The sequence below is a fragment of the Thermococcus piezophilus genome (genome assembly GCF_001647085.1).
In the GTDB taxonomy this organism is placed as follows: Archaea; Methanobacteriota_B; Thermococci; order Thermococcales; family Thermococcaceae; genus Thermococcus; species Thermococcus piezophilus.
Genome location: NZ_CP015520.1, coordinates 385,395 through 410,520 on the forward strand (window position 1 = coordinate 385,395; position 25,126 = coordinate 410,520).

The 25,126-nt window shown below is 52.9% G+C and carries 31 protein-coding genes and 2 pseudogenes; 8 read left to right on the forward strand and 25 right to left on the reverse strand.

Annotated elements, in window-relative coordinates:
- Nucleotides 1–7 precede the first annotated feature (7 nt).
- From A7C91_RS02175 to A7C91_RS02185, 3 genes are read right to left on the reverse strand one after another with little or no spacing between them, the layout of a single operon-like run.
- Nucleotides 8–616, reverse strand: coding sequence for an indolepyruvate oxidoreductase subunit beta (locus tag A7C91_RS02175; RefSeq protein WP_012572273.1), 609 nt, complete (start codon nt 614–616; stop codon nt 8–10).
- Nucleotides 613–2,559, reverse strand: coding sequence for an indolepyruvate ferredoxin oxidoreductase subunit alpha (gene iorA, locus A7C91_RS02180; protein ID WP_068664513.1), 1,947 nt, complete (start codon nt 2,557–2,559; stop codon nt 613–615). Before iorA ends, A7C91_RS02175 begins: the two co-directional genes overlap by 4 nt.
- An 11-nt stretch (nt 2,560–2,570) precedes the next feature.
- Complete coding sequence (locus tag A7C91_RS02185) at nt 2,571–3,950, reverse strand: acetate--CoA ligase family protein (RefSeq protein ID WP_068664515.1); 1,380 nt, start codon at nt 3,948–3,950, stop codon at nt 2,571–2,573.
- Between the two features lie 187 nt (nt 3,951–4,137).
- On the opposite strand from A7C91_RS02185, the gene A7C91_RS02190 reads away from it, so the two are divergent.
- Together A7C91_RS02190 and A7C91_RS02195 are read left to right on the forward strand one after the other, a co-directional pair.
- Nucleotides 4,138–4,812 carry a metal-dependent hydrolase gene (locus tag A7C91_RS02190; protein WP_068664517.1) on the forward strand — a complete coding sequence of 225 codons (675 nt, stop codon included), beginning with the start codon at nt 4,138–4,140 and terminating at the stop codon, nt 4,810–4,812.
- A 45-nt stretch (nt 4,813–4,857) separates the two neighbouring features.
- Nucleotides 4,858–5,859: a cell wall-binding repeat-containing protein gene (locus A7C91_RS02195; protein WP_068664519.1), complete on the forward strand. Its 1,002-nt coding sequence runs from the start codon at nt 4,858–4,860 to the stop codon at nt 5,857–5,859.
- Between the two features lie 76 nt (nt 5,860–5,935).
- On the opposite strand, the gene A7C91_RS02200 is transcribed toward A7C91_RS02195, so the two are convergent.
- The 9 genes and pseudogenes from A7C91_RS02200 to A7C91_RS02240 all read right to left on the reverse strand — a co-directional run bounded on the left by A7C91_RS02200 (nt 5,936) and on the right by A7C91_RS02240 (nt 13,087).
- The gene (locus A7C91_RS02200) at nt 5,936–6,082 is read right to left on the reverse strand and encodes a C2H2-type zinc finger protein (RefSeq protein WP_068664521.1); all 147 of its coding nucleotides are present in this window, start codon (nt 6,080–6,082) and stop codon (nt 5,936–5,938) included.
- Between the two features lie 118 nt (nt 6,083–6,200).
- Complete coding sequence (locus A7C91_RS02205) at nt 6,201–7,013, reverse strand: hypothetical protein (RefSeq protein WP_068664523.1); 813 nt, start codon at nt 7,011–7,013, stop codon at nt 6,201–6,203.
- Between the two features lie 42 nt (nt 7,014–7,055).
- Nucleotides 7,056–7,697, reverse strand: a complete 642-nt coding sequence (locus A7C91_RS02210; RefSeq protein ID WP_068664525.1) for an AAA family ATPase — start codon at nt 7,695–7,697, stop codon at nt 7,056–7,058.
- Entirely contained in the window at nt 7,697–8,413 is a 717-nt protein-coding gene (locus tag A7C91_RS02215; RefSeq protein WP_068664527.1) for a creatininase family protein, read from the reverse strand. The genes A7C91_RS02210 and A7C91_RS02215 overlap by 1 nt, the downstream gene beginning before the upstream one ends.
- A 10-nt stretch (nt 8,414–8,423) precedes the next feature.
- Nucleotides 8,424–9,566: a glycosyltransferase family 4 protein gene (locus A7C91_RS02220; protein WP_068664529.1), complete on the reverse strand. Its 1,143-nt coding sequence runs from the start codon at nt 9,564–9,566 to the stop codon at nt 8,424–8,426.
- Complete coding sequence (locus A7C91_RS02225; protein ID WP_068664531.1) at nt 9,567–10,355, reverse strand: UbiA prenyltransferase family protein; 789 nt, start codon at nt 10,353–10,355, stop codon at nt 9,567–9,569.
- A 42-nt stretch (nt 10,356–10,397) separates the two neighbouring features.
- Nucleotides 10,398–11,249 carry a polyamine aminopropyltransferase gene (speE, locus tag A7C91_RS02230; protein ID WP_068664533.1) on the reverse strand — a complete coding sequence of 284 codons (852 nt, stop codon included), beginning with the start codon at nt 11,247–11,249 and terminating at the stop codon, nt 10,398–10,400.
- Nucleotides 11,250–11,301: 52 nt separating this feature from the next.
- A pseudogene (locus A7C91_RS02235) lies at nt 11,302–11,774 on the reverse strand (pyruvoyl-dependent arginine decarboxylase).
- A 164-nt stretch (nt 11,775–11,938) separates the two neighbouring features.
- Entirely contained in the window at nt 11,939–13,087 is a 1,149-nt protein-coding gene (locus A7C91_RS02240) for a cation:proton antiporter (protein WP_068664535.1), read from the reverse strand.
- A gap of 77 nt (nt 13,088–13,164) precedes the next feature.
- On the opposite strand from A7C91_RS02240, the gene A7C91_RS02245 reads away from it, so the two are divergent.
- Nucleotides 13,165–13,572 carry an ACT domain-containing protein gene (locus tag A7C91_RS02245; protein ID WP_068664537.1) on the forward strand — a complete coding sequence of 136 codons (408 nt, stop codon included), beginning with the start codon at nt 13,165–13,167 and terminating at the stop codon, nt 13,570–13,572.
- Here the strand turns inward: A7C91_RS02245 and A7C91_RS02250 are convergent.
- From A7C91_RS02250 to A7C91_RS02285, 8 genes are read right to left on the reverse strand one after another with little or no spacing between them, the layout of a single operon-like run.
- Nucleotides 13,555–15,042: a proton-conducting transporter transmembrane domain-containing protein gene (locus A7C91_RS02250; protein ID WP_234394436.1), complete on the reverse strand. Its 1,488-nt coding sequence runs from the start codon at nt 15,040–15,042 to the stop codon at nt 13,555–13,557. The genes A7C91_RS02245 and A7C91_RS02250 overlap by 18 nt on opposite strands.
- Nucleotides 15,042–15,341: a cation:proton antiporter subunit C gene (locus tag A7C91_RS02255; protein WP_068664541.1), complete on the reverse strand. Its 300-nt coding sequence runs from the start codon at nt 15,339–15,341 to the stop codon at nt 15,042–15,044. Before A7C91_RS02255 ends, A7C91_RS02250 begins: the two co-directional genes overlap by 1 nt.
- Nucleotides 15,334–15,735 (reverse strand): Na(+)/H(+) antiporter subunit B, encoded by a 402-nt coding sequence (locus tag A7C91_RS02260; RefSeq protein WP_068664544.1) that lies wholly within the window; start codon nt 15,733–15,735, stop codon nt 15,334–15,336. Before A7C91_RS02260 ends, A7C91_RS02255 begins: the two co-directional genes overlap by 8 nt.
- Nucleotides 15,732–15,974, reverse strand: a complete 243-nt coding sequence (locus tag A7C91_RS02265) for a Na(+)/H(+) antiporter subunit B (protein ID WP_068664546.1) — start codon at nt 15,972–15,974, stop codon at nt 15,732–15,734. Before A7C91_RS02265 ends, A7C91_RS02260 begins: the two co-directional genes overlap by 4 nt.
- Nucleotides 15,971–16,201: a hydrogenase subunit MbhD domain-containing protein gene (locus A7C91_RS02270; protein WP_068664548.1), complete on the reverse strand. Its 231-nt coding sequence runs from the start codon at nt 16,199–16,201 to the stop codon at nt 15,971–15,973. Before A7C91_RS02270 ends, A7C91_RS02265 begins: the two co-directional genes overlap by 4 nt.
- Nucleotides 16,182–16,496, reverse strand: a complete 315-nt coding sequence (gene mnhG, locus A7C91_RS02275) for a monovalent cation/H(+) antiporter subunit G (RefSeq protein ID WP_068664550.1) — start codon at nt 16,494–16,496, stop codon at nt 16,182–16,184. The genes A7C91_RS02270 and mnhG overlap by 20 nt, the downstream gene beginning before the upstream one ends.
- Complete coding sequence (locus A7C91_RS02280) at nt 16,489–16,758, reverse strand: monovalent cation/H+ antiporter complex subunit F (RefSeq protein WP_068664552.1); 270 nt, start codon at nt 16,756–16,758, stop codon at nt 16,489–16,491. The genes mnhG and A7C91_RS02280 overlap by 8 nt, the downstream gene beginning before the upstream one ends.
- Entirely contained in the window at nt 16,734–17,339 is a 606-nt protein-coding gene (locus tag A7C91_RS02285) for a Na+/H+ antiporter subunit E (protein WP_068667368.1), read from the reverse strand. The genes A7C91_RS02280 and A7C91_RS02285 overlap by 25 nt, the downstream gene beginning before the upstream one ends.
- Nucleotides 17,340–17,474: 135 nt before the next feature.
- On the opposite strand from A7C91_RS02285, the pseudogene gcvH reads away from it, so the two are divergent.
- The 4 genes and pseudogenes from gcvH (at nt 17,475) to A7C91_RS02305 (ending at nt 20,015) form a co-directional block, all read left to right on the forward strand.
- Nucleotides 17,475–17,878: pseudogene (gene gcvH / locus A7C91_RS02290) on the forward strand (glycine cleavage system protein GcvH).
- Nucleotides 17,879–17,939: 61 nt separating this feature from the next.
- Nucleotides 17,940–18,278: a DUF7132 family protein gene (locus A7C91_RS02295; RefSeq protein WP_068664554.1), complete on the forward strand. Its 339-nt coding sequence runs from the start codon at nt 17,940–17,942 to the stop codon at nt 18,276–18,278.
- A 548-nt stretch (nt 18,279–18,826) separates the two neighbouring features.
- Nucleotides 18,827–19,450 (forward strand): hypothetical protein, encoded by a 624-nt coding sequence (locus tag A7C91_RS02300; RefSeq protein WP_068664556.1) that lies wholly within the window; start codon nt 18,827–18,829, stop codon nt 19,448–19,450.
- Between the two features lie 184 nt (nt 19,451–19,634).
- Nucleotides 19,635–20,015 (forward strand): hypothetical protein, encoded by a 381-nt coding sequence (locus A7C91_RS02305; protein ID WP_068664558.1) that lies wholly within the window; start codon nt 19,635–19,637, stop codon nt 20,013–20,015.
- 459 nt (nt 20,016–20,474) lie between these two features.
- Here A7C91_RS02305 and gltA read toward each other — a convergent pair whose 3' ends face one another.
- The 4 genes from gltA to A7C91_RS02325 form a co-directional block, all read right to left on the reverse strand.
- The gene (gene gltA, locus A7C91_RS02310) at nt 20,475–21,923 is read right to left on the reverse strand and encodes an NADPH-dependent glutamate synthase (protein ID WP_068664560.1); all 1,449 of its coding nucleotides are present in this window, start codon (nt 21,921–21,923) and stop codon (nt 20,475–20,477) included.
- The gene (locus A7C91_RS02315; RefSeq protein ID WP_068664563.1) at nt 21,923–22,789 is read right to left on the reverse strand and encodes a sulfide/dihydroorotate dehydrogenase-like FAD/NAD-binding protein; all 867 of its coding nucleotides are present in this window, start codon (nt 22,787–22,789) and stop codon (nt 21,923–21,925) included. Before A7C91_RS02315 ends, gltA begins: the two co-directional genes overlap by 1 nt.
- Nucleotides 22,790–22,987: 198 nt before the next feature.
- Nucleotides 22,988–23,749 (reverse strand): tRNA (adenine-N1)-methyltransferase, encoded by a 762-nt coding sequence (locus tag A7C91_RS02320; protein WP_068664565.1) that lies wholly within the window; start codon nt 23,747–23,749, stop codon nt 22,988–22,990.
- Complete coding sequence (locus A7C91_RS02325) at nt 23,730–24,368, reverse strand: DUF257 family protein (protein ID WP_068664567.1); 639 nt, start codon at nt 24,366–24,368, stop codon at nt 23,730–23,732. The genes A7C91_RS02320 and A7C91_RS02325 overlap by 20 nt, the downstream gene beginning before the upstream one ends.
- 58 nt (nt 24,369–24,426) lie before the next feature.
- Here A7C91_RS02325 and A7C91_RS02330 point away from each other — a divergent pair, with 58 nt between their 5' ends.
- A complete protein-coding gene (locus A7C91_RS02330; protein ID WP_068664569.1) occupies nt 24,427–24,765 on the forward strand; it encodes a signal recognition particle protein Srp19 in 339 nt (112 codons plus the stop codon).
- On the opposite strand, the gene A7C91_RS02335 is transcribed toward A7C91_RS02330, so the two are convergent.
- Complete coding sequence (locus tag A7C91_RS02335; protein ID WP_068664571.1) at nt 24,766–25,011, reverse strand: Lrp/AsnC family transcriptional regulator; 246 nt, start codon at nt 25,009–25,011, stop codon at nt 24,766–24,768. It lies immediately after the preceding gene.
- Nucleotides 25,012–25,126: the final 115 nt, after the last annotated feature.

The following is a 25,126-nucleotide window of genomic DNA, read 5'->3' on the forward strand; positions in this document are numbered from 1 at the left end:
GGAAGACTTAGAGCCCAAGCATCTCTTTTGCCGCCTGGACTCCAAGGTCGAAGGCCTTCATGTTGACCTCAACGGCTTTCGGCGGGACGCTTACGCGAATGACTTCCTTGACGTGCTCGGCGTCGAGCGGAAAGCCCGGTGTCTGGGTCAGTGCGCCGATGAGGACGACGTTCGTAGTGATGACGTTGCCGGCCTTCATGGCGAGCTCTTCGGCGTCGAAAGCCATGAACTTGGCCTCAAAATCCTCCTCGACGACCTTCTTTATCTCCTCGAGACTCGGATACTTGGCGAGTCCCATGGAGACCTGAACCGGCGGAATCGGCCTCGCGTTGGTGAAGACCAGGCCACCCTTCTTGAGGTAGTTGATGTAGCGGAGAGCCTCAACTGGCTCGAAGCTTAGGATAACATCGGCCTTCCCTTCAGGAACCATTGCGCCATAAACGTCCTCGCCGAAGCGGACGTAAGCGATAACGCTACCGAAGCGCTGGCTCATGCCGTGAACCTCACCAACTCTCACTTTGTAGCCGGCGTGGAGGGCGGCCCAGCCGAGAAGGTTTGCGGCCGTAAGGATTCCCTGGCCGCCAACTCCGGTGATAACGATGTTGTACTCCCTCATAGCTCTCCCTCCCTGACCCTCTCAAAGGCATCAAACGGACAGACCTGCGCACATCCGCCACAGCCCCAGCACATGAGCGGGTCGACCTTTGCCTTCTTCTTCTCAGCGTCCCAGTAGATCGCAGGACAGCCGTAGGCGTTGATACATATCTTACAGCCGGTACACTTCTCCTCGTTGACCTGGTAGAGAGGCCACTGTATGCGTGCCTTCCTGAGCTCGCCGATCCTGTGGAGGGCGCAGACCCTTCTCGAAACAACGACGCTCACACCCTCAACCTGGAGGGCCTTCTTGATGGTCTCGGTGGTGGCCTTTATGTCGTAGGGGTCAACGACCGCAACAAAGTCTGCACCGAGTGCCCTGGCGACCTCTTCGATCTTGATCTGCTTACCCGGTCCGTGCGGGGTGTCGCCCGTTCCCGGGTTCGGCTGGTCGCCGGTCATTGCCGTGACGAGGTTGTCCACGACAACTATGACGACGTTGGAGCGGTTGTAGATGGCGTTCGCCAGAGCCGGAAGTCCCGTGTGGAAGAAGGTCGAGTCTCCGATGGTCGCCACAATAACCTTCTTCTCCCTGCCCTCCTTGTGCTCATCCTCAGCGACGGAGCCGTTGAGGGCTATGCTGAGACCGTGGGCAACTCCGATCGAACCGCCCATCGCGACGGTTGTATCGACGGCCTTGAGCGGCGGGAGAACACCGAGGGTGTAACAGCCGATGTCGCTCGGGAATATCGCCCTGGGCGTTGCGGCCTTCTTGATGGCGTAGAAGGTGTTCCTGTGAGGACAGGCCGGACAGAGGCTCGGCGGCCTCGGCGGAACCATCTCGCTGACTTTCTTATACTTCTCGTCAAGCTCGGCAAAGTCTATCGGGGTTTCAAGGCCGAGGAACTTTGCTATGGCCTCGACGGCCCTCCTCGTGGTCATCTCGTAGATCCTCGGAACGATGTCCTTGCCGTGTATCGGAATCCTGATGTCCCTATCGAAGGCCCAGGTCTTGACATGCTCCTCAACCACCGGTTCGAGCTCCTCAACGATGAGAACCCTCTCAAGGCCGTCGAAGAACTTCTCGAGAAGTCCGTAGGGAACCGGGAAGGGCGTTCCGAGCTTGAGTACCTTAACGTTATCGACGCCGAGCCATGCCAGAGCTTCCTTGACGTAGGCGTAGCTCAAACCCGGAGCGATGATACCGACCTTAGCATCCTCTTTGCCCTCAATCCAGTTGAAGGGACAGTTGTCGAGCTCTGCTCTTATCTTCTCGATCTTCTCGAGTATCTGCGGGTGGAAGCGCCTCGCGTTGGAGGGAACATCGACGAACCTGCCCGGATCCTTCTTGAACTCACCGAACTTCCTCTTGCCGGTCTTTATTTCCTCAGGGAGCTCATCGAGGACTACGTCGCCCCTAGCGTGGGAGCTCCTGGTGGTGGTTCTGAGGATGACGAAGTGCTTGAACTTTTCGCTCAGCTCGAAGGCGTACTTCGTCATCTCCTTGGCTTCATGCGGCGAAATCGGCTCGAGAACCGGGACGTTTGCGAACTTAGCATAAACGCGCGTGTCCTGCTCGTTCTGTGAAGACCACATGCTCGGGTCGTCGGCGACCATTATGACGAAGCCGCCCTCAACGCCCATTCCAACGGCGCTCATGAATGTGTCGGCAGCGACGTTCAAGCCAACGTGCTTCATTGCCGTCATGGCCCTCAATCCGGCCCAGGCGGCGCTCAAAGCGGTCTCAAAGGCAACCTTCTCGTTGGTCGAGTACTCCATGTAAACACCGGCCTTTTTAGCAACCATGGCCATGGTGTCGGTAAGCTCTGAGCTTGGAGTTCCAGGATATGCCGCGAAAACCGCTATGTTGGCCTCAAGTGCTCCTCTGGCTATGGCCTGGTTACCGAGGAGGATAACCTTCTCCCCGGGCTTGTCCCACAACACTATGTCGGTAACCTTCGCCATCCAAAATCACCTCATTTTTCTTCCTTCAAAATTCCAACGTCCTTCGCGAATTCGACAAGGGCACAAGCAGCAGAAGCAACATCTTCCGGCCTCTCGTAGCTTGGAATGCCTGCCTTTTCGAGAACCTCCTTAGCGGGCTCGCTTATGTATCCGGCCATAAACAGTCCAAGAACTGGCTTGCCGTTGTTGACCTCTTTAACCGCCCTGACGACGCCTTCAACATGCTCGGTTGGCGTCATTCCTGCGAAGGTTGGGACAACGCATATCGCTATGAGCATGTCAACGTTCGGGTCCTCGAGGAGGGCCTTTGCCGTTCTGTAGTAGTCCTCGCCGCGGGCGCTCGCTATCATATCGACTGGATTCTTCACTGCTGCCATCGGCGGCAGGAAGGAACGGAGCTCCTCTATCGTCTTCTCCTCGAGGTTAGTCAGCTTTAATCCGCGCTTGTCAATCTCATCGGCCGTAAGAACTCCAGGGCCGCCAGCATTGGTCATTATGGCGACACGCTTGCCCTTAGGCAACGGCTGGGTGAAGGCACGAGCCATGCTGAGCATGTCGTCGATGGTTTCGGCAACGATTATGCCGCTCTGCTTGAAGGCGGCCTCGTAAATCTTGTAGGAGCCCGCCAGAGAGCCAGTATGGCTTGAAGCTGCCCTCGCTCCACTCTCGCTCTTCCCGGCTTTGAGGACTATGACCGGCTTCTTCTTTGTTACCCGCTTTGCAACCTCCATAAACTTCCTACCATCCCTGAGCCCCTCGATGTAAAGCGCTATCGCCTTGCTCTCAGGGTCGTTGGCTAAGTACTCCATGAATTCGGCGAAATCAATGTCAGCCATATTACCTATGCTGACGAACTTAGAAAAGCCGATGCCCTCCTTGATGGTCTTGTAGATGATTCCAGCCCCCAAAGCTCCGCTCTGGCTGATAAAGGCTATGTCGCCCTTCTTAGCATTGGTCACGAAGGTGGCGTTCATGCCGTTGTGGGTATTCATTATTCCAACGCAGTTGGGGCCAACTATTCTCATTCCGTACCTGTGGGCAATCTCGACGAGCTCACACTCCTCTTTCTTTCCTTCCTCACCAGTCTCGCCGAAGCCCGCGGTGATGAGTACTATTCCCTTGACGCCCTTCTCGCCGCAGTCGATTATCGTTTGCTTGACGAACTTCTTGGGGACGACGATAACCGCTAGCTCCACGTCATCCGGAATGTCCTTGACGTTCCTGTAGGCCTTGACTCCCTGAACGATTTCGTCCTTGACGTTCACCGGATAGACCTTGCCGTCCTGGTACCCTTTGAGATTCTTGAAGACCTCGTAGCCAAGCTTGAGAGGATCGTTAGAAGCTCCGATTACGGCTATGGCCTTGGGTTTGAAGAAGTAATCAAACGTCATCAGGATCACCGAACCTAACTCGGTGGAATTCTATATAAGCTTTCTCAAAACGGCCAGTAAGGCAAATATGAACATGGAAGAGAATAAGTAAAGCTCCCATGAGCTAAAAAGACCATTATTGACCAATTCCTCAAGAGTCGAAAGATTTAAGTGAGCTTTGGTTATTATATCCGCTAGGGGTGATGATATGGTGAAGGTGAGGTTTCTGGGCCATGCAGCTTTCGAGATAGTGGGAAGCAAGAGGATTCTCATCGACCCCTTCCTGACGGGCAACCCGGCCGCGGCAGTAAAGCCCGAGGAGCTTGAAGCCGACCTGGTCCTAGTTACCCACGCCCACGGCGACCACATTGGCGATGCCGTATTGATAGCCCAAAGAACCGGCGCTAAGATAGTGGCGATGTACGACATAGCCACCTATCTCATGGAGAACAACAAGGGGATAACGACCATAGGCATGAACTACGGTCCGACCGAGATTGAGGGCGTGAAAATCGTTCAGGTTCCGGCCTGGCACTCCAGCAGCGACGGCAAGTACAGCATTGGAAACGCCTGTGGTTACATCATCGATCTCGATGGTGTTAAAATCTACCACGCCGGCGACACCTTCGTGTTCAGGGACATGGAGCTGCTCGCAGAGCTCTACGGGCCGATTGATTTGGCACTCCTCCCAATAGGCGGCCACTTCACGATGGGGCCGAAGGAAGCAGCCAAGGCCGTCGAGTTCCTCAAGCCGAGGAGGGTCGTTCCGATGCACTACAACACCTGGCCACCGATTGCCAAAGACCCTGAGGAGTTCAAGAGGCTCGTCGGAGATAAGGCAGAGGTCGTAATACTCAAGCCCGGCGAGAGCCTGGAGCTTTGAAAAACCTTTTAAGGAGCTCCCCCTACTCTTTTTTCAGGTGATAAAATGGTCAAAAGGGCCCTTGTCTTTGTGCTCATCCTGTTTATGGTCTCGCCCCTCATACTTTCCCTCTCCGCCGCTCAGGAGGAGACTCCAAAATATGACCTGATAATCGTGAGGAACGATGATTTGATAGATTACATCGTGGCGTGGCCGTACGCCAAGATGCTCGGTGTCCCTATTCTGCCCGTTGATCCGAAGGAACTCGATCCGGGAACGCTGGCCCAGCTCCAGTCCTATGCCCAGTCCGGCTGGAACCACGTGCTTATCATAGGGGACTCCCAAGCGGTAAGCAACGATGTTCAGGACGAGCTACTGAACATAGGCTTCGTAGTCGAGAGAATAGGCGGGGCCGTTAGAACCGAAACTGCCGCAAAGCTTGCACTCCACTTCTATCCCAACGGCGCGGAGACCGTCGTCGTGGCCAGCTCCAGCGACTACGGCTCAGCTCTGGCAGCGGCTAGATGGGCAATGAACTACAACTACCCCCTGCTCCTCACGCAGGAGGATGCCCTCTCAGACTCAACGGCCGATGCTATCAAGAAGCTGAAGCCGGAGTTGGTCATCCTAATGGGAGCGGGCATGTCAAAGGACGTGCAGACGAAGATAGAGGCATTGGGCTACCAAACGTATTGGCTCAAAGAGGACATAGAGATAACCGTACCCAAACCCAAAGAGGAAGGAACCAACTGGATCATGGTAATCGCCGCGGTGCTGCTGTCTCTAGCCGTCGCGGTGCCGGTTTCGCTCTACTACGCCAAGAAGCGCTGGGCCGCCAACAGGGTCCCAATAGAGGTGCTCACGGAGAAGGAGCGCATAGTCGTCAAGGCAATACTCGACAGGGGAGGCGTTATAAAACAGGAGGAGCTGCCCGAACTGACGGGCTATTCCAGACCGACCATAAGCAGGATAATCCAGGAGCTGGAGAAGAAGCAACTCGTCACGAGGGAAAAGGTGGGCAAGACATTCATAGTCAAGCTGACAAAAGAAATAGCGATTAGGGAATAACGGTCAGCAAGCCCAAACCGCTCATCACGGTTCAGACCCTTAGCTTTTCTTCATCCCTCAGAAAAAGTGGGAGGGATCAAGCCTTCTTAAAGAGGTGGCCGTGAGCCTTGTTGATATGCCTCACGTAGTCCTTGCTCCTGCGGAAGACCATTCCGCACCTTGGGCAGCGGAAGTAGAGCTCTCCGTCCCTGTCCTTGAACTTGATGGCCTCCAGCACCGCCATCTCCTCCACCCCTGCCGTAGGTAGAAGAATGAATTTTTAAGCTTTATCCCGCTCGCTTCATTGAGCACTATTTCCCGTTGCCATGCACACCCATCAAAATCCGGAAGAAAAAGGAAGTTCAAATCCAAATCCTGTTGCCCTTGACCTTGAGGTAGCCCAGCGTTTGGAGCTCCTTCAGGAAGTCCTCTATGGCCTCTTCGTCGAAGTATATGTTAACCCTCTCGCGCTTGCCCTCAACCACTATTGGCTCCCTCTCGAGCAGGGCCTCAATGAGCTCGTTCTTCTTCTTGTACTTCTCAGCCAGCTCGAGGATAACATCCGCCAAAACCGAACGAGCAATTCCCTCAAACATGGCCTCGACAATGCTTTCCTCCGTTGCGTACTCCTCGGCTATCTCCAGTGCGGCCTCGACGAGCTCCCTGTCAACCTCCATGACCTCTACATAGTAGTGCCTCTCCAGCGTGAACTCTGTCACCATGCTCGTCTCAAAGCGCTCCTCCAGCTCTTCCAGATACTCTTCGATCTCATCTATCGGAAAGCGCAGCTCAATGGACAGTCCCTCGAGCCTCGGCTTCTCCATGAGAACGAGCCTTCCGTCCTCTTCCATGACAGCACCGACTTCAATGAGGGACGTAACAACAAGCAACTTTCCAAGGTCCGACTCATCAAAGAGCTCCTCAAGTGTCCTTCCCTGGTTTACCTCCCAGTTGCTCATTAGGTCGTCGAAAGCCGCCTTGAGCTCCCCTAGGCTTTCCTCTAGGGGTTCTATATCCTCGGCCTTCTCTATAATCTCGGCGTACGTGCCGTTTATGACCACGTAGTGCGCTATCTCGGGCGAAACCTCCTCCAGAGTTCGGTTCATTATCCCAGCCCTGCTCAGCTCCCTTGAGAGGGCGTTCATATCGTCCTTGCCCAGAACCTCAAATCTCAACTGTCTCACCGATAAAAAGAGAGATGGCATTGGTTATAACCTTTAGGTCTCGATGAGGGTCTCAAGGAGAGCCCTGAGGGGCTTGTTGTGGAGCCGGCTTATGGTCTCCTTCACTTCGTCCTCAAGGCCCTCGGTGTAGGAAGCGTACAGGTAGAGGGCGTAGGCCATGAGCTTAGGGTCACCCTCGTTCATTCTTTCAATGGCCCCTGCAAGGACAGGATTCCGGAGGAGCTCCTCGGCGAGGTTCTTCATGGCCTCTTTATCGTCCTCCTCAATGGCCTTCATGAGTGGACGATAGAAGGATGCGATTATCGTCCGAGCGAGCCGCTCTCTTTCCTCAAACTCGTCCATCGGAGTTCTAACTTCCTGATTTTTGCTCCACATCAGGTAGAGGATGGGGATGAGAATGATCGAGAGGGTTATGAAAAGGTATGGAAGCAAGGGTATGTTTATTACCCCCGGGAGACGGTCCTTGATGCTCATGAAGGCGAGCAGGCCGACGAGCATCCAGACACCAATGAAGATGGTGTAGTAAACGGAGTAGTCTCTCCTTTTAAGTGCCTTGTACTTTGAGGGTGCTCCTATCTCCTCAAGGTAGCGGAGCCTTTCCTCGGCGAACTCTATCTCGGCCTCAAGTCTCTTTATACGCCTGTCCATCTCTTCCAGAACTTTCTCTTTTCCCATCACACTTCACCCAAGAGCAACCGGGCGATCTTTTCGCTGATTACACCTAGTATTGCCTCGCCATTCTCCCTCATCGCCGACCCAGGGTCGTCGTTGACCCCACCCGGGAACAGTTCCCTCCCTATGTCCTTCCTGATGACCCTAACCCTGCTCGTCCTTTTCTCGCCGACTGCTTTGTCCATCTTCACGAGTTCCGGCCTTATGGCGAGCATCACCGACGTTTCGTCCTGGCCTGCATGGCCCTGGCTGGAGCATATGCTGAGTATGTCCTCCCTGAAGTCGATCCACCAGTTTATGAGCCATATCTCGGCGTTCGGATAGCTCTCCGCAACTTCCTCGGCGGCCTCAACGAGCGGATAAACGTTGCCCCCATGGCCGTTCATAAGGACTACCCTCTTGAAGCCCTCCTCGACGAACTCCGAGATGACTTCCCTAACGTAGACTTTGAAGGCATCGGCTCTAACGTCGATGGTCCCGGGATAAACGTTCAGGACGAATGTATGGCCGTACCATATCGGCGGCGCTATTAGAACGTCCTTCCCCGCTTTTCTCACTCTCTTCTCCACGCGCCTGCAGAGCTCCAGGGGGGCAAAAACGTCGGTACCAAGCGGCAAATGCCTGCCGTGGGCTTCCACACTCCCAACGGGAATAAGAACCGTGTCTATTGACTTCTTGGCTTCCTCAAAATCAGGCCAGGTGAGTTCTTCCATCCTCATAATTATCCCCTTATCCCATAAGGAGTGCATCCTCATAAGCCTTTTCTATCGCTACGGTGACTCTTTTCCACGAGTAACGGGTCTCCACGGCTTTCCTTCCGTTGGTTCCAAACCACTTGCGCAGTTCTTCGTCGTTAAGGAGCTTTTGAATTGCCCGTCTAAGCGAAAGCTCGTTGCCTGGTGGAACGAGGAGTCCACTTCCACTCTCCTTAATTATCTCGGGGATTCCCCCAACGTCCGTCGCGACAACGGGAATGCCTGATGCCATCGCCTCGAGAATCACTATACCGAAAGCTTCCGCCGTAATGGATGGAAGGACGAAGACATCCGCCATGCCAAAGAGCTTCGGAAGGAGAGAGCTCTCCACGTAGCCGAGAAAGCGCACCTTGTCCTCCACCTTCAGGAACTTAGCCTGCGCCTTAAGGAAGGGGAGCATCTCTCCCGAGCCCACCATGACAAGGGTGGCATCCTCAATTCCGGAGAACGCGTTGAGGAGAACCTGTGGGCCCTTGCGGTAGCTCATCCTGCTGACGTACAGGACGACCTTTCCTTCAATGCCGAGTTCGGACTTGAGGCGCTCCCTTTCCGTCTTACTCAAGGGTTTGAAGATCTCATCATCTACTCCATTCGGGATGACCCTCACAGGAACGTCCGTGAAGTGGTTGATGAACGCCTCCGCAGCCTTGCTGACGGCTATTATCTCATGGGGATAGCGAAGATACCTGCTGAAGAGAGGGATAGTCAGTCCGAGAGCTTCCCAGAGCCTCGATTCGTGGGAGAAGGATATGCTGTGGGTCGTCAGCAGGGTCGCCTTCCCCAGGGTTCTGCCGGCTTTAACAGCCTTGAGCGCAAGAGGCGTAAAGGCGTGGTGGGAGTGCACGACATCGTAATCCTCCAAAAATTCGCCCAGCTCTTCGCTTGATGCAAGGGAGTAGCTCATGTTAATCCCAAGTATAGGGCTTATCCTCCCCGGAACCTTCACGAGCTCGATGCCGAGGCTTTCGAGTTCCTCCTCCTTCCCGGTCTCAAGGTCGTTGGTAACAATGGCCACTTCATGACCGCGCTCTCTGAGGTGGATTGCAAGGTGGTGCATGTGGCTGGCGACGCCGCCGACCTTAGGGTAGTACCAGTCACTGACGAGGGCGATCCTCATTCACACCACCGCTCCGAGCAAGTGGGTAATGAGCAGTGCGACGATTCCAGCGTCCATCAGCCGGTAGTTGCCCCTGATGCTATAGACAGCCACTCCAAGCGCCCCCAGAGCGAAGTTGAAGGAAGCGAGCAGAAGCACTAGTGAGAGACCCGAGAAGACTACCACGAGGGTCTCTGAGGCTTCCCTACCGAGGACTATTGGCGTGGTTTTCAAGCCTGCCCTGAGGTCGCTCTCGTAATCCCCAAGGTGGTTTCTCAGCTCTAAGGCAAAGGAGTAAAGGAGCACCGCGACGGCTATGGTTATCTCCCCCCGCGTGAGGATACCATCGAAGTAAGCCCCGTAAAGGAAGGGCAGCACCCCAAAAAATATTCCGTGGGAGAGCACGTCGATTATCGGACGGGCCTTGAGCCTCGGCGGGGCTGAGTAAACCGTTGCAAGGGCAACCATAGCCAAATATATCGCGAACTCACCCAATCCAAGGGAGTATGAGAGCAGGATTCCCGGAAGGATTATCGAGAGGGACGAAATCACCCCGGCGCGGAAGCTCAGCTCTCCGCTAGCCACAGGGTTCTTGTGCCTCTTTGCTGGATTGAGGGAATCCGTATCGGCGTCGAAACAGTTGTTTATCGCGAAGGCATAGGCAACATAGAGGACGAGCGAAACCACCAATATGAGGGCATCATAAACATCGGGGCAATCTGGAAAGCTCATGGCCACACCAAGGAGGCCTATCCCAAAGAAGGCCCTACCGTCGAGTACTCGGGTGTTCTTAAGTATCACTCGAAACATGCGTGAATCACCTCCAAAAATTCCAAAGTTTAAGGGAGAGAGTTAGGCCCTCCTCTCGAGGAGCTCCCTCACGTACCTGGGCATCTGGAAAAGGGTCTCGTGCCTCTCTGGGTCGTAGTAGTAGAGGCCAAGCCCTTTGGCCCTCTCCAAATCTACCTTTCCGAAGTCAATATCACCTTTGACTCCAACGAGGAAGCTCCAGGGCGAGGCGTAGCCTATCACCGGGAAGCTGAAGTAGTGTACCTCGTCGAAGACGTTCTTCATGCTTTGGTATGCGTCGAGCAGCTCGTTGGTGAAGAGGTAGACGCTGCCCGACTGGGTGATGTACAGACCGTTATCGTTGAGCGTCTCGTAGGCGCTCCTGAAGAATCCCTCGCTGAAGAGCATCTTTGCCGGTCCAACGGGATCCGTTGAGTCAACAATGATGACGTCAAACTTCTCATCCGTGTTTTTGAGGTACTCAACGCCGTCGCCGACTATAACTTCTGCCCTCGGGTCCTCGAAGGCGCCCCTCGCGACGTTCATGTAGATCTTGGAGACCTCTATGACCATCTCGTCTATCTCGACCATGATGGCTTTTTCCACAGTCTTGTGCCTCAGCACTTCTCTCAGCGTTCCTCCGTCGCCACCACCTATGATGAGCACCCTTCTCGGGTTCGGGTGAGCGAGCATGACGGGGTGAACGAGGGGCTCGTGGTAGCTCTCTTCACCGATCTCGACCAGCTGAACAGTCCCATCGAGGACGAGGAGCTTGCCAAAGCCTTCGGTCTCGTAAAGTTCGAGTCTTTGATACTTTGTCTGAGTCTCAAACAAGCGCTCCTTAACCTTGAAACCCACCCCGTAGCCGCGGGGGTACCATTCAATGAAAGCGTTCTCCCTCTCGTTGAATCCCATAAATTCCCACCCCTAAAAGCTGAAGAAGAGAAAGGGCTTAAAAACTAAACCCTCAGTAGGGGAACATAACCACAGCCGCTATGGCCGCAGCGGGCTTGTCCCTGACAGTTATCGAAGCGGAGGCAACCTTAAACTCCCTCAGTTTCCAGCCTCTGACTCTGAAACCCTCTTCGACCATCTTTCTGACCATTTCTTCCGCTTCTTCCTTGGTGCAGTAGCCGCTGTACTCGTAGATGAGTCCTCCACCGTTGCCCTCACTTATTCCGATGCCGAGAGCAGCGCTGATGGTCATTCCTGGCTCGTCGCTCTCGATGTGTGCATAAACCGTCGGGAGGAGCATTCCTACTGGGACATCATGGAGCTCCTCTATCCATTCTATGTGCGCTGGTATGACGCTGCTGAGCTTGACGAGGTTGACGTTGCTATACCAAGCTTAAGGAGCGCGTTGTCAAATGCATTAAGCTTGGTACCGCCCTCTGCCGCGGCGGCTCCTATGAAAGCCCTCTTAGGAGTTGTCCAACTCATTTCAACTTCCTCCTTTTTTCTCACAGGGTAAACGGTTATACGTTAAAGCAAGGGTTCGCTTACTCGCTAATTTGTGGGGCACTTAAAAACGTTTCGCTACATTGGAAAGAACGTCGAAGAGCCTTTTTTCAGTTAAAAGCCCCATCAAAAAAAGATTGAATGGTTCAATAGGCCGTTTCCGCAAGCCTTATCCAGTAGTGATTCACAGCCCGGCCCAGCGTAGCTGAGGCAACTATTCCTAAGATGCAGGCGAGTGAGGCCATGGCGTACATGTGTTCGCTGAGGACGCCCGAGACGTAGCCTATCTCACCGACGAGCAGGCCTAAAACTCCAAAGCTCGCTATTCCTGCTCCCCTAACCAGAGAAGTTGGGACATCCCTGTGCCTAACCACAGCCGCTGAGAGGAGAAGCCTAATAAAGTAAACCACGAGGAAGAACTCCAGCACGGTAAGGGAAAGCTCCGTCTCGAAGTTCAGTCCCCTCCATGCGAAGAATATCGGGGCAAAGATGCCGTAGGTGACACCGCTGACTATGGTGATGAGCCTGTCGTACTGCTTAGTTCCCACGAGGTCGCTGTGCATCATTAGGCCAGCAAGGAAGCCACCTATGCTGAAGTGCATGCCTATCTCTTCGCTGACGAAAGCCAGGGAAGTCGAAAACACCATGAAGAGGCCAAAAACGGCCTCGTCGCTCTTGAGCCTCCTCAATGTCATCGTAATCCAGACCTTGTGCTGTATGCCTATGATGTAGTTGAGGTACATGATGCCCCCTATGAAGATGGCATCCTTGAGGATGCTCGTGATTATCGGCGTGTAATCGCCAGGGGTCTCGTGTATCCTCACCATCATGTAGACTATGAAGAGGCTCATGACCTCGCTTATGACCGCGTAGGAGAGGGCAACATGGAGGAAGTCGTCGCCGAAGAACCTTTTCAGCCTAAGCACTATCGGAGCAGACGCCGTCGATAGTATTGCCGCAACTATGATGTTGTCCGAGCTGACCGCCCAGCCCGTGAAGGGCAGCGTGACGAGGAACATCGCGGCGTAGGTGATTGCATACAGGGGCAGTGTCTTTTTACCTGCGTAGTGGAGCTCCTCAGGCGTAACTTCGAGGCCAGCGGAAATCATGAGGAAGAACAGGCCGAGCTCAGCTAAAAGAACCATCTCTCCCCTTGGCATGTCGATTAAAACTGCACTCAGTATCATGCCCGCGGTTATCTCACCCAAAAAGCTAGGGTAGCCCAGTCTCTCAAAGCATTCTGCTAAGAGTCTTGCAAAGGCTATGATTATGAAAACGTAGCCTATGATTTGCATGTTGAAATCCTACAGCGAGCAAGTTAATAATCTTTCTGCTGGGCAAGGTTTTTATCGGTGGAAGGAGAGCTTAGACTATGAGGCACTACGAGATAGTCAGGGTAAGGGAGAAAGGAAAAGTTGAAATACCCCCAGACTACGCCTATGAGCTCGGCCTCGTGGAGGGGGCTTACTTTCTCCTCGAGATAGACACAGACCTTAATGAGGTTCACATGGAGAGAATAGCCCTGCCCGGAAAGAAGCTCGTGGAGGTCGAGCTGATTGTTGAAGACAAGCCCGGTGTTCTAGCCAAGATAAGTGGCCTTTTTGGAAAGCACAGGGCGAACATACTCTTCAGTGAGACAGAGGAGCTGGAGGGCATAGAACTTGGAGGAATAGTGGCAGTAATAGATGTGAGCGAAATGATAGGCACCATTGAGGAGATGAGAAGAGAGTTAGAAGCTCTTAGGGAAGTAAAGGAAGTGACCCTACGCCCCCTGCAGTAGGACTACCGCCAGGACGGCCAAGACAAAGAGGGCAACGAGGACGTTTATCTCCTCCCCAACTTCCTTGGGGCGAACGTTAATCCCATTTTTAAAAACGCCGAGGGACTTGAGAAGGACGAACAGTGCCAGAGCAGATGCCAGATAGAGGGCATCCATAAGGTCAATCCAGGAGCCGAGGTAGAGACCCATGCCAAGGGTAACGAGGGCAAGCGACATGGAAACGACTTTCCAGACGGTTTTGACGTCTTCCGAACTGGCCCTGGAGAGAGAGTAGTTGAGCTTCGTGAACGAAAGGAGAGTGCCAATGCCCCCGAGATAAACCGCGTACTTCCAAGTCCCGCTAAGCTCGGAGGAAATAAGACCCTTGGCGTAGGAACCCACGAACGGTGAAATTCCGCCGATGGCAAGGCTGAGCATTATCGTTGAGAGCGCCATGATTGGAGCAGTCCGATAGCCGAACTTTCCAAGCTCCCTCGTCCTCCTCGCCAGTCCCCCGACGCTCAGGAAAAGGCCGCCCTTGAAGAGTGAGTGGGCGAGGGCGTAGTAAGCGGCACCAACGAAGTTGAGGCTCGCTATCCCAAGCAGAACGTAGCCCATTTGTCCAACGCTTGAGTATGCGAGCAGCCTCTTTGCGTCCCTCTGGATGAGTGCCATGCCTATGCCAAAGAAGATAGAAGCGACGGCAACGCCCATCGCGGCAATCCTCAACGTCCGGCCAATGGGAAGGGCAGAGAAGACCAGTATAAGACCGTAGGCAGGAGCCTTAATGACCGCTCCAGACAGAATAGCACTCACCGGCGTTGGCGCGCTCGAGTGGGCGTCCGGCAGCCAGGAGTGGAGGGGGAATATGCCCGCCTTCAGCAGGAGGGAAGCAATGACTATTCCCACCGCCGCGTTCAGTTCCCTCGACGGGAGAGCATTAGCTGAGATGAGGGCGAGGTTCAGGTAGCCTGTCTCCATGTAGATCACACCTATGGCAAAGATAAAAAGGTAAGATGCCAGCAGGGAAAGGATGAGATACTTAAAGGCCGCTCTTCTGGAGTTGGGGTCGTCGGAGAATGTTATGAGCGCGAAGGCAGATACCGAAGCTATCTCCATATAGATGTAAAAGTTGAAGAGGTCCTTCGCTATGAAAGCGCCGAGCAGTCCGGCGTGAAGCAGGAGTAGAAGCGCCAGGGCCTTTGGGGTCTTCTTCCTGAAGTCGAAGTAGGAAAGTGCGTATGGAACAGTAAAGCCGAAAAGGATGAGTTCTCCGACGATGAATGGCAGGTTCACCTCGTTTATTCCGACCTCTATCCCGCTCACCCTGTTCCACCCGCCGACGACTTCACTCGCCGGGATGCCTCGGAGGAGCACACCAGCGGGAAGCAGGGCGCCAAGGAGGAAGACAACCTTTATTAGGAGTTTTCTTACGCCCAAGGTGTCCATCAGGATGATCAGGAAGGCAAAGAGCAATGGAAGGGCGACCATCAGGGAAACCACTGGTTTTCCCTCCTCATGCGCATTATCATCGCGAGGGCGAGGGAGGTTATCGCCACATCAACGACGAGGGTAGTCAGCATCAGCGTCGCTGGGAGGGGGTCAACAGGCTCAGTGGGCATTATGGGGACGTCTTTCCCCGGAGAATAAGCTAGGCCGACGAAGAAGAGAACTAAGCCGAGCGACGCGACGTTCACGGAGAGGACTAACTTCACCGGGTTTCTCTTTGTCATCAGGCCGTAGATTCCAACTAGCATTATGATTACCCCAGTTTGCTCCGGGCTAATCACTTTCCACCCACCTCAGCAGTATGTAAAAGACGAATGTGAAGGCCGCCCCAACCTCCAGGCCAACAGCGATGTTGAAGGGGACTATTATGCCGCCCTCGGAGGGCAGGAAGTTCGCGTAGAAGGCTCCGAAGGCAAGACCTACCAAACCAAGGAGCACGAGAAAGGCCCCGGCGGAGCTCTCTATCAGGCTCGCCCAGTTGAACTTGAACTTTTTGCGAACCTGTTTGTAGCCATGAGAGGTAATGAGCAATATCACAGCAACCGCCAGGATGACGCCTCCTTGGAATCCTCCCCCAGGGCTCAAGTAACCATAGAACATGAGATATGCTGCATAGGTGACGAGAAATGGACTCACGAGCTTTGTGGTTGTTCTAACCACGATGCTCATCTTCACTTCTTCTTCCCCCCGAGGAGCAGGTAGAATCCTACGACCGCCGTGAACAGCAGGCTCGCCTCGCCGAGGCTGTCGTAGACCCTCCAGCCAGCGAGTATGGCCGAGACTAAGTTCGGAACCCCTATCTCGCCCCAGTTCTGGACGTAGTAGGCGTAGCTTCCACTAACCTCGTGGGAGTAGTCAAGGCTGAGTAGGACGATGCCAAGGGCGAGAGTTATAACCACCCCAGCCTTCTTCACCTCGTCACCTCCTCGATGGTGAACAGGAATATACCAATAACTACCGCGCCGACCACTATGGCAGAGAGTGCGACGTCTGGGGCTTTGAGCTCGAAGAGGACCAGTATGAAGAGCAAACTTAGGAGGGAGTACTTAACGACAGCACTAACCAGCTCATTCTCCTCTACCACCGCAACAGCGAGGATTATCATGGCTATGAACACAACATCAAGGATTGTCCCAAGCATACATGTCCACCACTACTTTCGGCTTAACCCCGTACTTGTATGCCCCGCGCGCTATGGCGTGCGAGACCATCGGGTTTATCATTGCTATAAGGAAGGCCAGCACGAGGAACTTGAGCTTGACTAGGGCTGGAGCTTCCATCATGAGGACGAGAGCTAAAATTATGCCCATCGCTCCGCCCGTATCGCACTTGGTAGCCGCGTGGAGGCGTGTGTAAACATCTGGAAATCGGAGTATCCCGAGCGCCCCGAAGAGCATGACGGCCCCGCCGAAGATGAGAAGAGCCGCCTCAATCATTGCCCCTCCTCTCCATGTATTTTGCCAGTATCAAACCCCCAACCGCGTTCACCATGAGCAGGACTATGGCGAGATCTATGAGGTAGTACTCCTGCTGGAGCACGGATAAGACGGCTATTATCACCACCACCTTGGTCGTTATGGCGTTGAGGCCCACTATTCTGTCCGGAAGGGTTGGTCCCCTAACCACGCGATAGATTATCAGCATCGCCGTGAAGACGAGCAGGTAGAAAGCGCTCACCAGAAGACCCTCTTGAGCCATTCCTCGATGTCCCCCTTTATTTTCTCCCCAGCCTTCTCGCGGTTGAGCGTTTTGAGGTCTATCCAGTGGACGTAGAGATAGGTCTCACCGAGCTTCTTGCGTACATCCAGCGTTAGCGTCCCCGGAGTTAAGGTTATGGAGTTGGCAAGTATTGTAACGCCGGTGTCAGAGTGCAGGTCGGTCTTTATCTTGACTATGCCCGGATTGATGTCCATAAAGATTACATTCTTGGCGACTTTGAGGTTGCTCTCCACGAGCCTGAAGGCCATTATCACGATGTACTGCGGCAGGTAAAGGAAAGCGAAATAGAGGAGTTTTTCAAGGATGTGCCCTGTCTTTCGTATATCCTCAGTTAGCATATCCCGCATAAAGGAGGCCATTATAAGAGTCATCGCCGCGCCCACCGCGAGGTTCTCCAGCCTGAGGCTCGATGAGATTACAATCCAGAAAGCGAACAGAACCGCCCAGGTTAGGACTACCCTCTCCCAGACAGGAAGCTTCGACGCCTCAAACCTCTCGTGGAGAATCCTCTGGCGCAGGCTCTCCAGCCTCTCCTTGAGGTAGAAGGTGACGCGGCTCATGGTGTAGACTACGGCGCGGAGGGTTATAACGGTTTTGCAGACGCCAAGATTTTCCGGGAAGCTATCGGCCATCAGGTGGTTTCACCATGGAAAGGTTTAAATCTCCCGCCGTTTCAGAGAGATTTGGTGGTGCTCATGATTGAGGCTGGGGAATACAAGGTCAAGGAGGGCCTTTACTACACGAAGGACCACGAGTGGTCCAGGTTCTTGATGATGGAACGGTTCTCGTTGGAATAAGCGATTATGCCCAGAAGGAGCTCGGTGACCTGGCCTACGTCGAGCTTCCGGAGATTGGGACGGAGGTAAGTCAGGGCGACGTCCTCTGCGAGCTGGAGAGCGTTAAGGCTGTCTCAGAAGTTTACGCTCCCGTCAGCGGCGAAGTGATTGAGGTCAATGATGAGCTTGAAGACAGCCCCGAGGTTCTCAACGAAGACCCCTACGAGAACTGGATAGCCAAGCTCAAGCCGAGCAACCTTGAGGAAGAGCTCAATGAGCTCATGGATGCGGAAGCTTATGCCAAATACCTTGAGAGCCTCTAAGCCTTTCTTTCCTTTCAGAAAGCTTAAGTATTTTTGGGCCCTTCTTCTATCGGTGATTCCCATGAAGGTTCTAAAGGAGTGGGATGTTAAGGTTAAGCTTGTAAAGACCAAGCGCGGGGCTATTCTGCACATGATAGAGCTCGAACCTGGGCACTTCTATCTCGAGCAGAACCCACTAAAGGATTCTAAATACGGCGTCGCCTACAGGAAGATTAAGGAGAACTTCCCCGAGTTTTACATGTTCTGGGAGATAAAGAACAACCGCTACACGGGCAAGCTCCTCGCTGGGGCGTTCCTTGAGAAGAAGGAGATTGACGACTTCATAACCCTCGTCGCCAGGAGCGAGGACTTCAAGAAGTTCGAGGAGATTTTCGAGGAAATCGAGGATATGGAAGAGTGAGCTCAGGTTTGACCATCATCATCTTTTTCTCAGATACCCTAGAGGTCTTCATCGCTCACTTTTATCCTTGCTAGTTGTCCATTATTTCCAAAACATAGCTTTTATCAGTTTCGTTCTTTTTAGATATCATGGTCGTTTTTGTCGCCAGGGAGTACTCCCATGCCGTCCATCAACAACCGCAACCTTTTTCTCTTTTTTAAAACCTCGGCGATATCTGCCTTCGTTTCGAGATCTCAATGCGGAGGTTCTCTGCCCTCTGCGGATCGTTCTCCCTCCGTATTTCCTCAACGAGGGCTTCGCAGGATTCCGGAGAAGGTCGCTCCCCTGTTCATCTCACCGCTCTATAGGGCCGCACCTAGTAATATATATCAATGGAGCATAGCTTCACGGAGCTGATGATGTTGTCCAGCACGGACACAACCTCGTGCTCATTTATACCTTTACTAATGGTAACAATGTAGAAAAAACTTTAAGACTCTGCGGCATCACTGGCACAGGTAAGGTTATAAGACGAAACACGAACAATTATGTAGTGTCGCAGCCGTGGTTTGGGGGAACTCATAGGTCTCGTCAGTGCGGTCGTAGAGGACAAGAGGAAACTCACAACCTCGCTTAAACTGATCCAGATAGTTTCTCTCTATTTCACGGCCGTCACCGGGGTTGCGGCTTTTGTCCTATGGCCATCTAACACATATATCCGCTTTATCCTCTCCGTAGCGATCCTGGTAGAGTATGTATGTGTCCGGAGAATTCTATCACGGAGGGCAGCCGATATAACACAGGACGAGGAAGAGGGCTTCGAGAAATTCCTCGATAAGGCTTTCGAGCTGGTGAGCGCCGCAATTAGGAACTATGAGAAGCTCGAAGATGTATTCTATGAAAAGTTCCCCGAAGTTGCTTCAAAGATGTCTCTTACTGTGTGGGTGGACAATCTGCTGGGGGAGTTTGAAAAGTGGGTTGTTCCCACATTTATCCTTTGCAGAGCGATTTACGGCATTCTTTTGTTGTGGTGGGCTGATACGCTCGTTTATGTGGAACCGAACATCGAGAATGTAGGCGCCGGCTTTCTCATATATGTGGTCTCAACGACCACAACCTCGGTATTGAAGCTCGATATCGAGAATAGCATTTCAATAATACGGAAATGGACCAAGGATAGTAAAAAGAAGTAACGAATGGACGGGTTGGATAAAACTCAAATTGGCTAGGGCATACCTGGGACTTTCCGCCGTTTTCTTCCTCGCTCCATACTCACTTCTCAATTTCGTTCTCGGGGACTTCGCTAACCCAAAGTTGGGGAGCGGCGAGTTTCTCCTCAGCTATAAGTCCTCCAAAGAGAAATATACCCCCTAATGTGTGGAATCGGAAGCACTCGAGTTTCTGAGAAAAATCGTGGAGAAATACAAAGTGAGGGCGCTCTTCGACCCGGAGAAAAAGATCGGGGCTTACTGGAATATTATAGACAAAATCGACTATATGTTCGAGAGTCCAGTGGCAACGGACATAGGGAAGTTCTGGAACAGCTACTTCCTCATCGACCGCAAAGGCCAGCGGTTCTCATTAATCCAGATTGTTCTGGAGCAAGTTGAAGTGGTAGAAAGAAGGAGGTTTTTCTGGAACAAGACCATACTACCAAAACACCGTTATTTCATCAGGATTCACGAGGCCTATTTTAAGAGTAGTCTCGTTGCTGATGTCCTCCGCGAGGTGGTGGAGGTAGTTGAAAAGAAAAAGTGAGTATATCATCTGGAGTGGTGCAAAGCGACCGTTTTGTAGCGGACAAACCCCTCACAGAGTTGTTCCACAACAGTCGTTTCTTTTCCAGAACTCCTTATGAGACAAAATCCAACACTGACAGTTTGTCCCGTAGAGGGGCAAACGGCCTATAAGCACTTGTCTACGCACCCGCACGAGGTGTTTGTAATGGCCGTATTCGCTTATCTGAGGGTTAGCACGAGTGAACATTAAATCAACAGCCAGAAATGACATATCCTAAGAATCTCAGCGCGGTTATCTCTTTTGTGAGTTTAGTAAATTAGCGGCTCGGCCAGTATGCCCTTCATCATGGCATGCCCGATTCAGCCACTCCGGAGTTTGTCATCGCCAGAGTTTCATTTGCCAGGGAATTGATAAAGGTGCCGCAACTTCTGGGGTAGTAGTTGTAAGAGGAAAGTTGAGAAGAACAGAGAAAGGAGCTCAGGCGTTCTCTCTCTGCTCTTCCCTCTTCTTCGTCAGGTACTCGTGTATCGCCTTTGCAGCCCTTTTTCCGTCACCCATGGCGAGAATAACCGTTGCTTCGCCCCTTATCGCGTCTCCACCGGCGAAGACTCCAGGAATACTCGTCATGAGGTTCTCGTCGACCACTATCTTTCCGCGCTCGACCTCTAAATCAGGCGTGTTAACGATGAGTCTGTTTGGGTGCTTTCCAATGGCTATGATAACCGTATCGGCCTCAAACGTCACGTACTCACCCGTTGGGACTATCTTCCTCTTGCCCCTGGCATCGCGCTCGTTCAAGGGCTGCATCTTCTCGAACTTGACAGCTTTTACCCTGCCGTTCTCACCTATGAACTCCACTGGGTTAACGAAGTACGAGAACTCTATGCCCTCCTCTTTGGCGTGCTCGACTTCCTCGACACGGGCGCTGACGTCTTCTGGGCCGCGGCGGTAGGCTATGGTGACCTCGGCGCCGAGCCTCCTCGCGGTTCTCGCCGCGTCCATAGCTGTGTTTCCAGCACCTATGACGACCACCTTCTTCCCTATCTTAACCGGTGTGTCGTATTCTGGGAAGAGATATGCCTTCATGAGGTTGACCCTGGTCAGGAACTCGTTGGCGGTGTAGATGCCGTTGAGGTTTATTCCGGGAGCGTTGACGAGCTTCGGCGTTCCAGCACCGGAGCCGATGAAGACCGCGTCGTACTCCTGGAGGAGCTCCTCAATCGTCACCGTCTTTCCGACGACGTGGTCGGTGAGTATCTGGACGCCGAGCTTTTCGAGCTTTTCAATCTCGCTCTGGACTATCTCCTTGGGCAGCCTGAACTCGGGAATTCCGTACATGAGGACTCCGCCCGCCTCGTGGAGGGCCTCGTAGATAGTGACGTCGTAGCCGAGCTTTGCCAGCTCGCCGGCGGCGGTGAGACCAGCTGGACCAGCTCCGATTATGGCAACCCTCTGGCCCTTCTTCTCTATCCTAGGCACTATTTCGAAAAGCAGCTCCTCGTCGATGCCGTGCTCGCGGGCGTAGTCTGCCACGAAGCGCTCCAGCTTGCCGATGTTTATCTTGTCGCCAACCTTGCCCATCACACAGTTCATCTCACACTGCTCCTCCTGCGGGCAGACCCTACCTGTGGTCGCCGGGAGTGAGTTGCAGGCCCAGATTACGTTGAGAGCCTCTTTGACGGCCCTATCAGGATCATCACGGTACTCAACGAGCTTGCTTATGAATCCTGGAATGTCGATGTGAACAGGACATCCCTTGATACAGGGGGCATAGTTGTATGGACACTGAAGGCAGCGCTCGGCCTCCTTAACAGCCAGCTCGAAGGTGTAGCCGAGATTGACTTCTTTGAATGAGTTTATCCTCTCCCCAACTGGGAGCTCGGGAGTGGGAACGCGCTCTTTGATGAGCTTCCTCTTAACGGCCATCACTGAGCACCTCCCTGGAAGGCCTTCATATACTCCTGCATGGCCCTCATCTCGAGGTCGGTGTAGTAGCCGCTCCTCGCTATGAGCTCGTCCCAGTTGACCTGGTAGGCGTCGAATTCGGGCCCGTCAACGCAGGCGAACTTTATCTCACCGCCGACGGTTACCCTGCAAGCACCACACATGCCAGTTCCATCAACCATAATCGGGTGCAGGTCAACGCTCATTGGGAGGCCAAACTCCTTAACGACCTCAAAGACTGCCTTCTGGTCTCCAGTAGGACCGACCATGAATACCAGGTCGAAGTCCTCCTTTTCGAGCATCTCGCGGACCTTCTCGGTGAGCCTCTTGGTGACGTTTTTCATGTTGGCTGGGAAGTCAAGGTTCGGGTCTATTGGAACAGGCTCAACCATGTGCCTCCCAACGACCTTTTCGAGCTCGTCCTTGAGGACGACCATCGGTTCAAAGGTAACGTTAAGGGTCGTAACGTCGTTTCCAAGCTCCTGCCAGGCCTTGGCTATTGGGAAGACCTCGACTATTCCAGTGTAGGCACCGATAGCAAGTATTTTACCGAACTTTTCCATGGGAGCCGGATTTCCGAGCGGCCCGGCTATGTTGAGTATCTCGTCGCCCTCCCTAAGCTCAAAGGCCATCCTCATTGTTGTCCTTCCCCTGGTGAAGACAATGAGAACCACCCATCCCTCTTGAGGGTTCCACATGACCGGAGTGAGGGGAATTCTCTCCCCGTTCTTAAAGGCTCTGACTATGACGAACTGCCCCGGCTCGACCTTCTTGGCCACATGGGGGGCGTGAATTTTATACCAAGTGTTGCGCATGGCGATTTCCCTCTTCTCGAGGATTTTATACACAATGAACACCTCCATACATGTGGTCAGATTTGGACATCAAAGAGGTTTACAACTCTGAGTGTTTATAAATCTGTTGTTAACTTTTGGTTATCAACCCCGAAATAATTTCGAACTCTGGGAGATATTCACGAGAATTGGCCGTTTTAGAATGGACAGTCTCGAATACAAGCCGTCCAAAGAATAGAAGACAATAGTGGCTCAGAGCTTTCTCAGGAAGGTTATGTATCCAGTATGCGCCAGCATCCTGGTTTTCGGGCGCATGCAGTCCTTCTTAACCTCCTGCTCCCTGACGAGGACTTCAACGGTCCTCGGCCTGTAGAAGTGCTTCCGGTACTCCTGAAGTGCAATATAGAACCGGTGAACCTGATTCATGCACGGCGTGTAAGCCACGAAGTATCCGCCGGGCTTAAGGGCTTTGACTGCGTGTGGAAGAACGTTCTCTGGCTGTGGGAGGTCGAGGACGATGTGGTCAACGTTTTCCTCGTCTATCCCTTCGTAGATATTTTTGAGCTTTATCGTGACCCTGTCGTCGAAGCCCACCCACCTGATGTTGCGCTCGGCTATCTTCGCGAAGTCTTCTCTGATCTCGTAGCTGATGACTCGTCCGGTGGGGCCAACGATGTTGGCGAGAAAGATGGTTAAAGCTCCACTACCGACGCCAGCCTCGACGATCGTATCCCCCGGCGAAATTCCCGCGTAGGCGACTATTATTCCGGCGTCCTTCGGGTGGACTATCTGCGGCCCGCGCTTCATCTTCTCGATGTAGTCTATTATGCTCGGCCTGAGGATGAGGAACTCCTCGCCCTTGTGGCTGGTTATCTTCTCACCGTAATCCTTCTCAAGGAGCTCCTCGAGGTTGATTATACCAAGATCCGTATGAAACTCCTTCTTCTCAACCGTCAGAAGGTACCCCTTCCCCCTCATATCTATTAGCAATACCTTATCCCCCTCCTGTAGCAAACGCCTCACCTTCCTTTTTTATAATTAAACCTTCCTTGGAAATGTAGAAGACTATCGACGAGACTTCCTCAAGCATCGCAAGATGCTCGGGACTTAAAATGTCCACATTAACAAAGTGAATCCCGATCCAGTCTTCCATTGGGATTGTACTGATGCTTGTGAGTATCGCTTTCATTGCTTCATCGCCTCCAAAGCGTATGTACTGGGCCAGGCCGAATGTCAGGACGTAATCTGGTTTGGCTGGGCAGTTCGCCATCCTGTTAACAACCATGTGGTAGTTCTTGAAGAAACCGTGGGAATCATAAACTGGTACCACTTCCTCTATTACCTCGCCGTAACTGGCCGAGCCAGGGCCAACTTTGACAATCTTGATTTTTTTGATGATTTCAATGATTTTGGAATATTCCCTGCCGGATATTCTGCGAATGTAGTTCCTGAACATGAGGTCTCCCACTCCAAAGAAGTCACCTATAACAACTACCCCCCTATCCACGAGCATAGGGATGAGCAATCCCCACGAAAACTCCTCAACTGGATACACCGAAGGATATTCTACCATAACGATGTCGCCCTTTTGGACCTTCCCGAAGAGATAAGTCTCAAAGTCGGTGGTGTCCATATCAGCTCACCAAAAGGGTTTTTAACTACTCCTCTTTTAAACCTTTTAGGTGGAAGAAATGAGAAAGTTTGTGGTGTGGCCCAACGAGCTCGATGCACGGCTCAGCAGGAAATACGGGCGCGCCGTTGGCAAGAGCTTTGCTGTCGATGGGCCCACGATTCGGGAAATCATCAATGCCGCAGAAAGTCTTGGGATGAAAATCATTGAGGTCGACGAGAACAAGCTCAATCCAAAGCTGGCAGGGCTCGATGAAGAGTACAGAAGGCGTGGAATGGTCAGGATAGAAAGCAAACACCCCAAGGGTAAGAGTCTCAAGATGATATGTCAGAAAATCGGAGAAATCAGGAGAACTCACTCTAAGGGCAAGAAGTCCAAATCCAAGAGGAGAAAAAGGTAGTCACTCCTCTTCTTTCATTTCTACGACGATAGCGGTCGTTGTATCAATTACCCCATCGATGTTATGGATGTCATGGAGTATTTTTCTGGTCAGCTCCCCGAGGTCCTTGGCCTCGATGTGGACTATCGCATCGTAGGGCCCGGTGACTGCATCGGCCTTGGTGACCCCAGGAATCTGCTTAAGGGCCTCTATGACGCTTTCTACTTTTCCAATCTCAACAGTCAATAAAACGTACGACCTAACCATTTTTTCACCACCGGGGAAAGGTTTTCGTTTTTATTTACTCTCACACATCATTTAAGCTTTTCGTAGTTTTTCAGGGCGCCCCTGCTGCGAATTTAAACCCAATGAGAGTTAATAA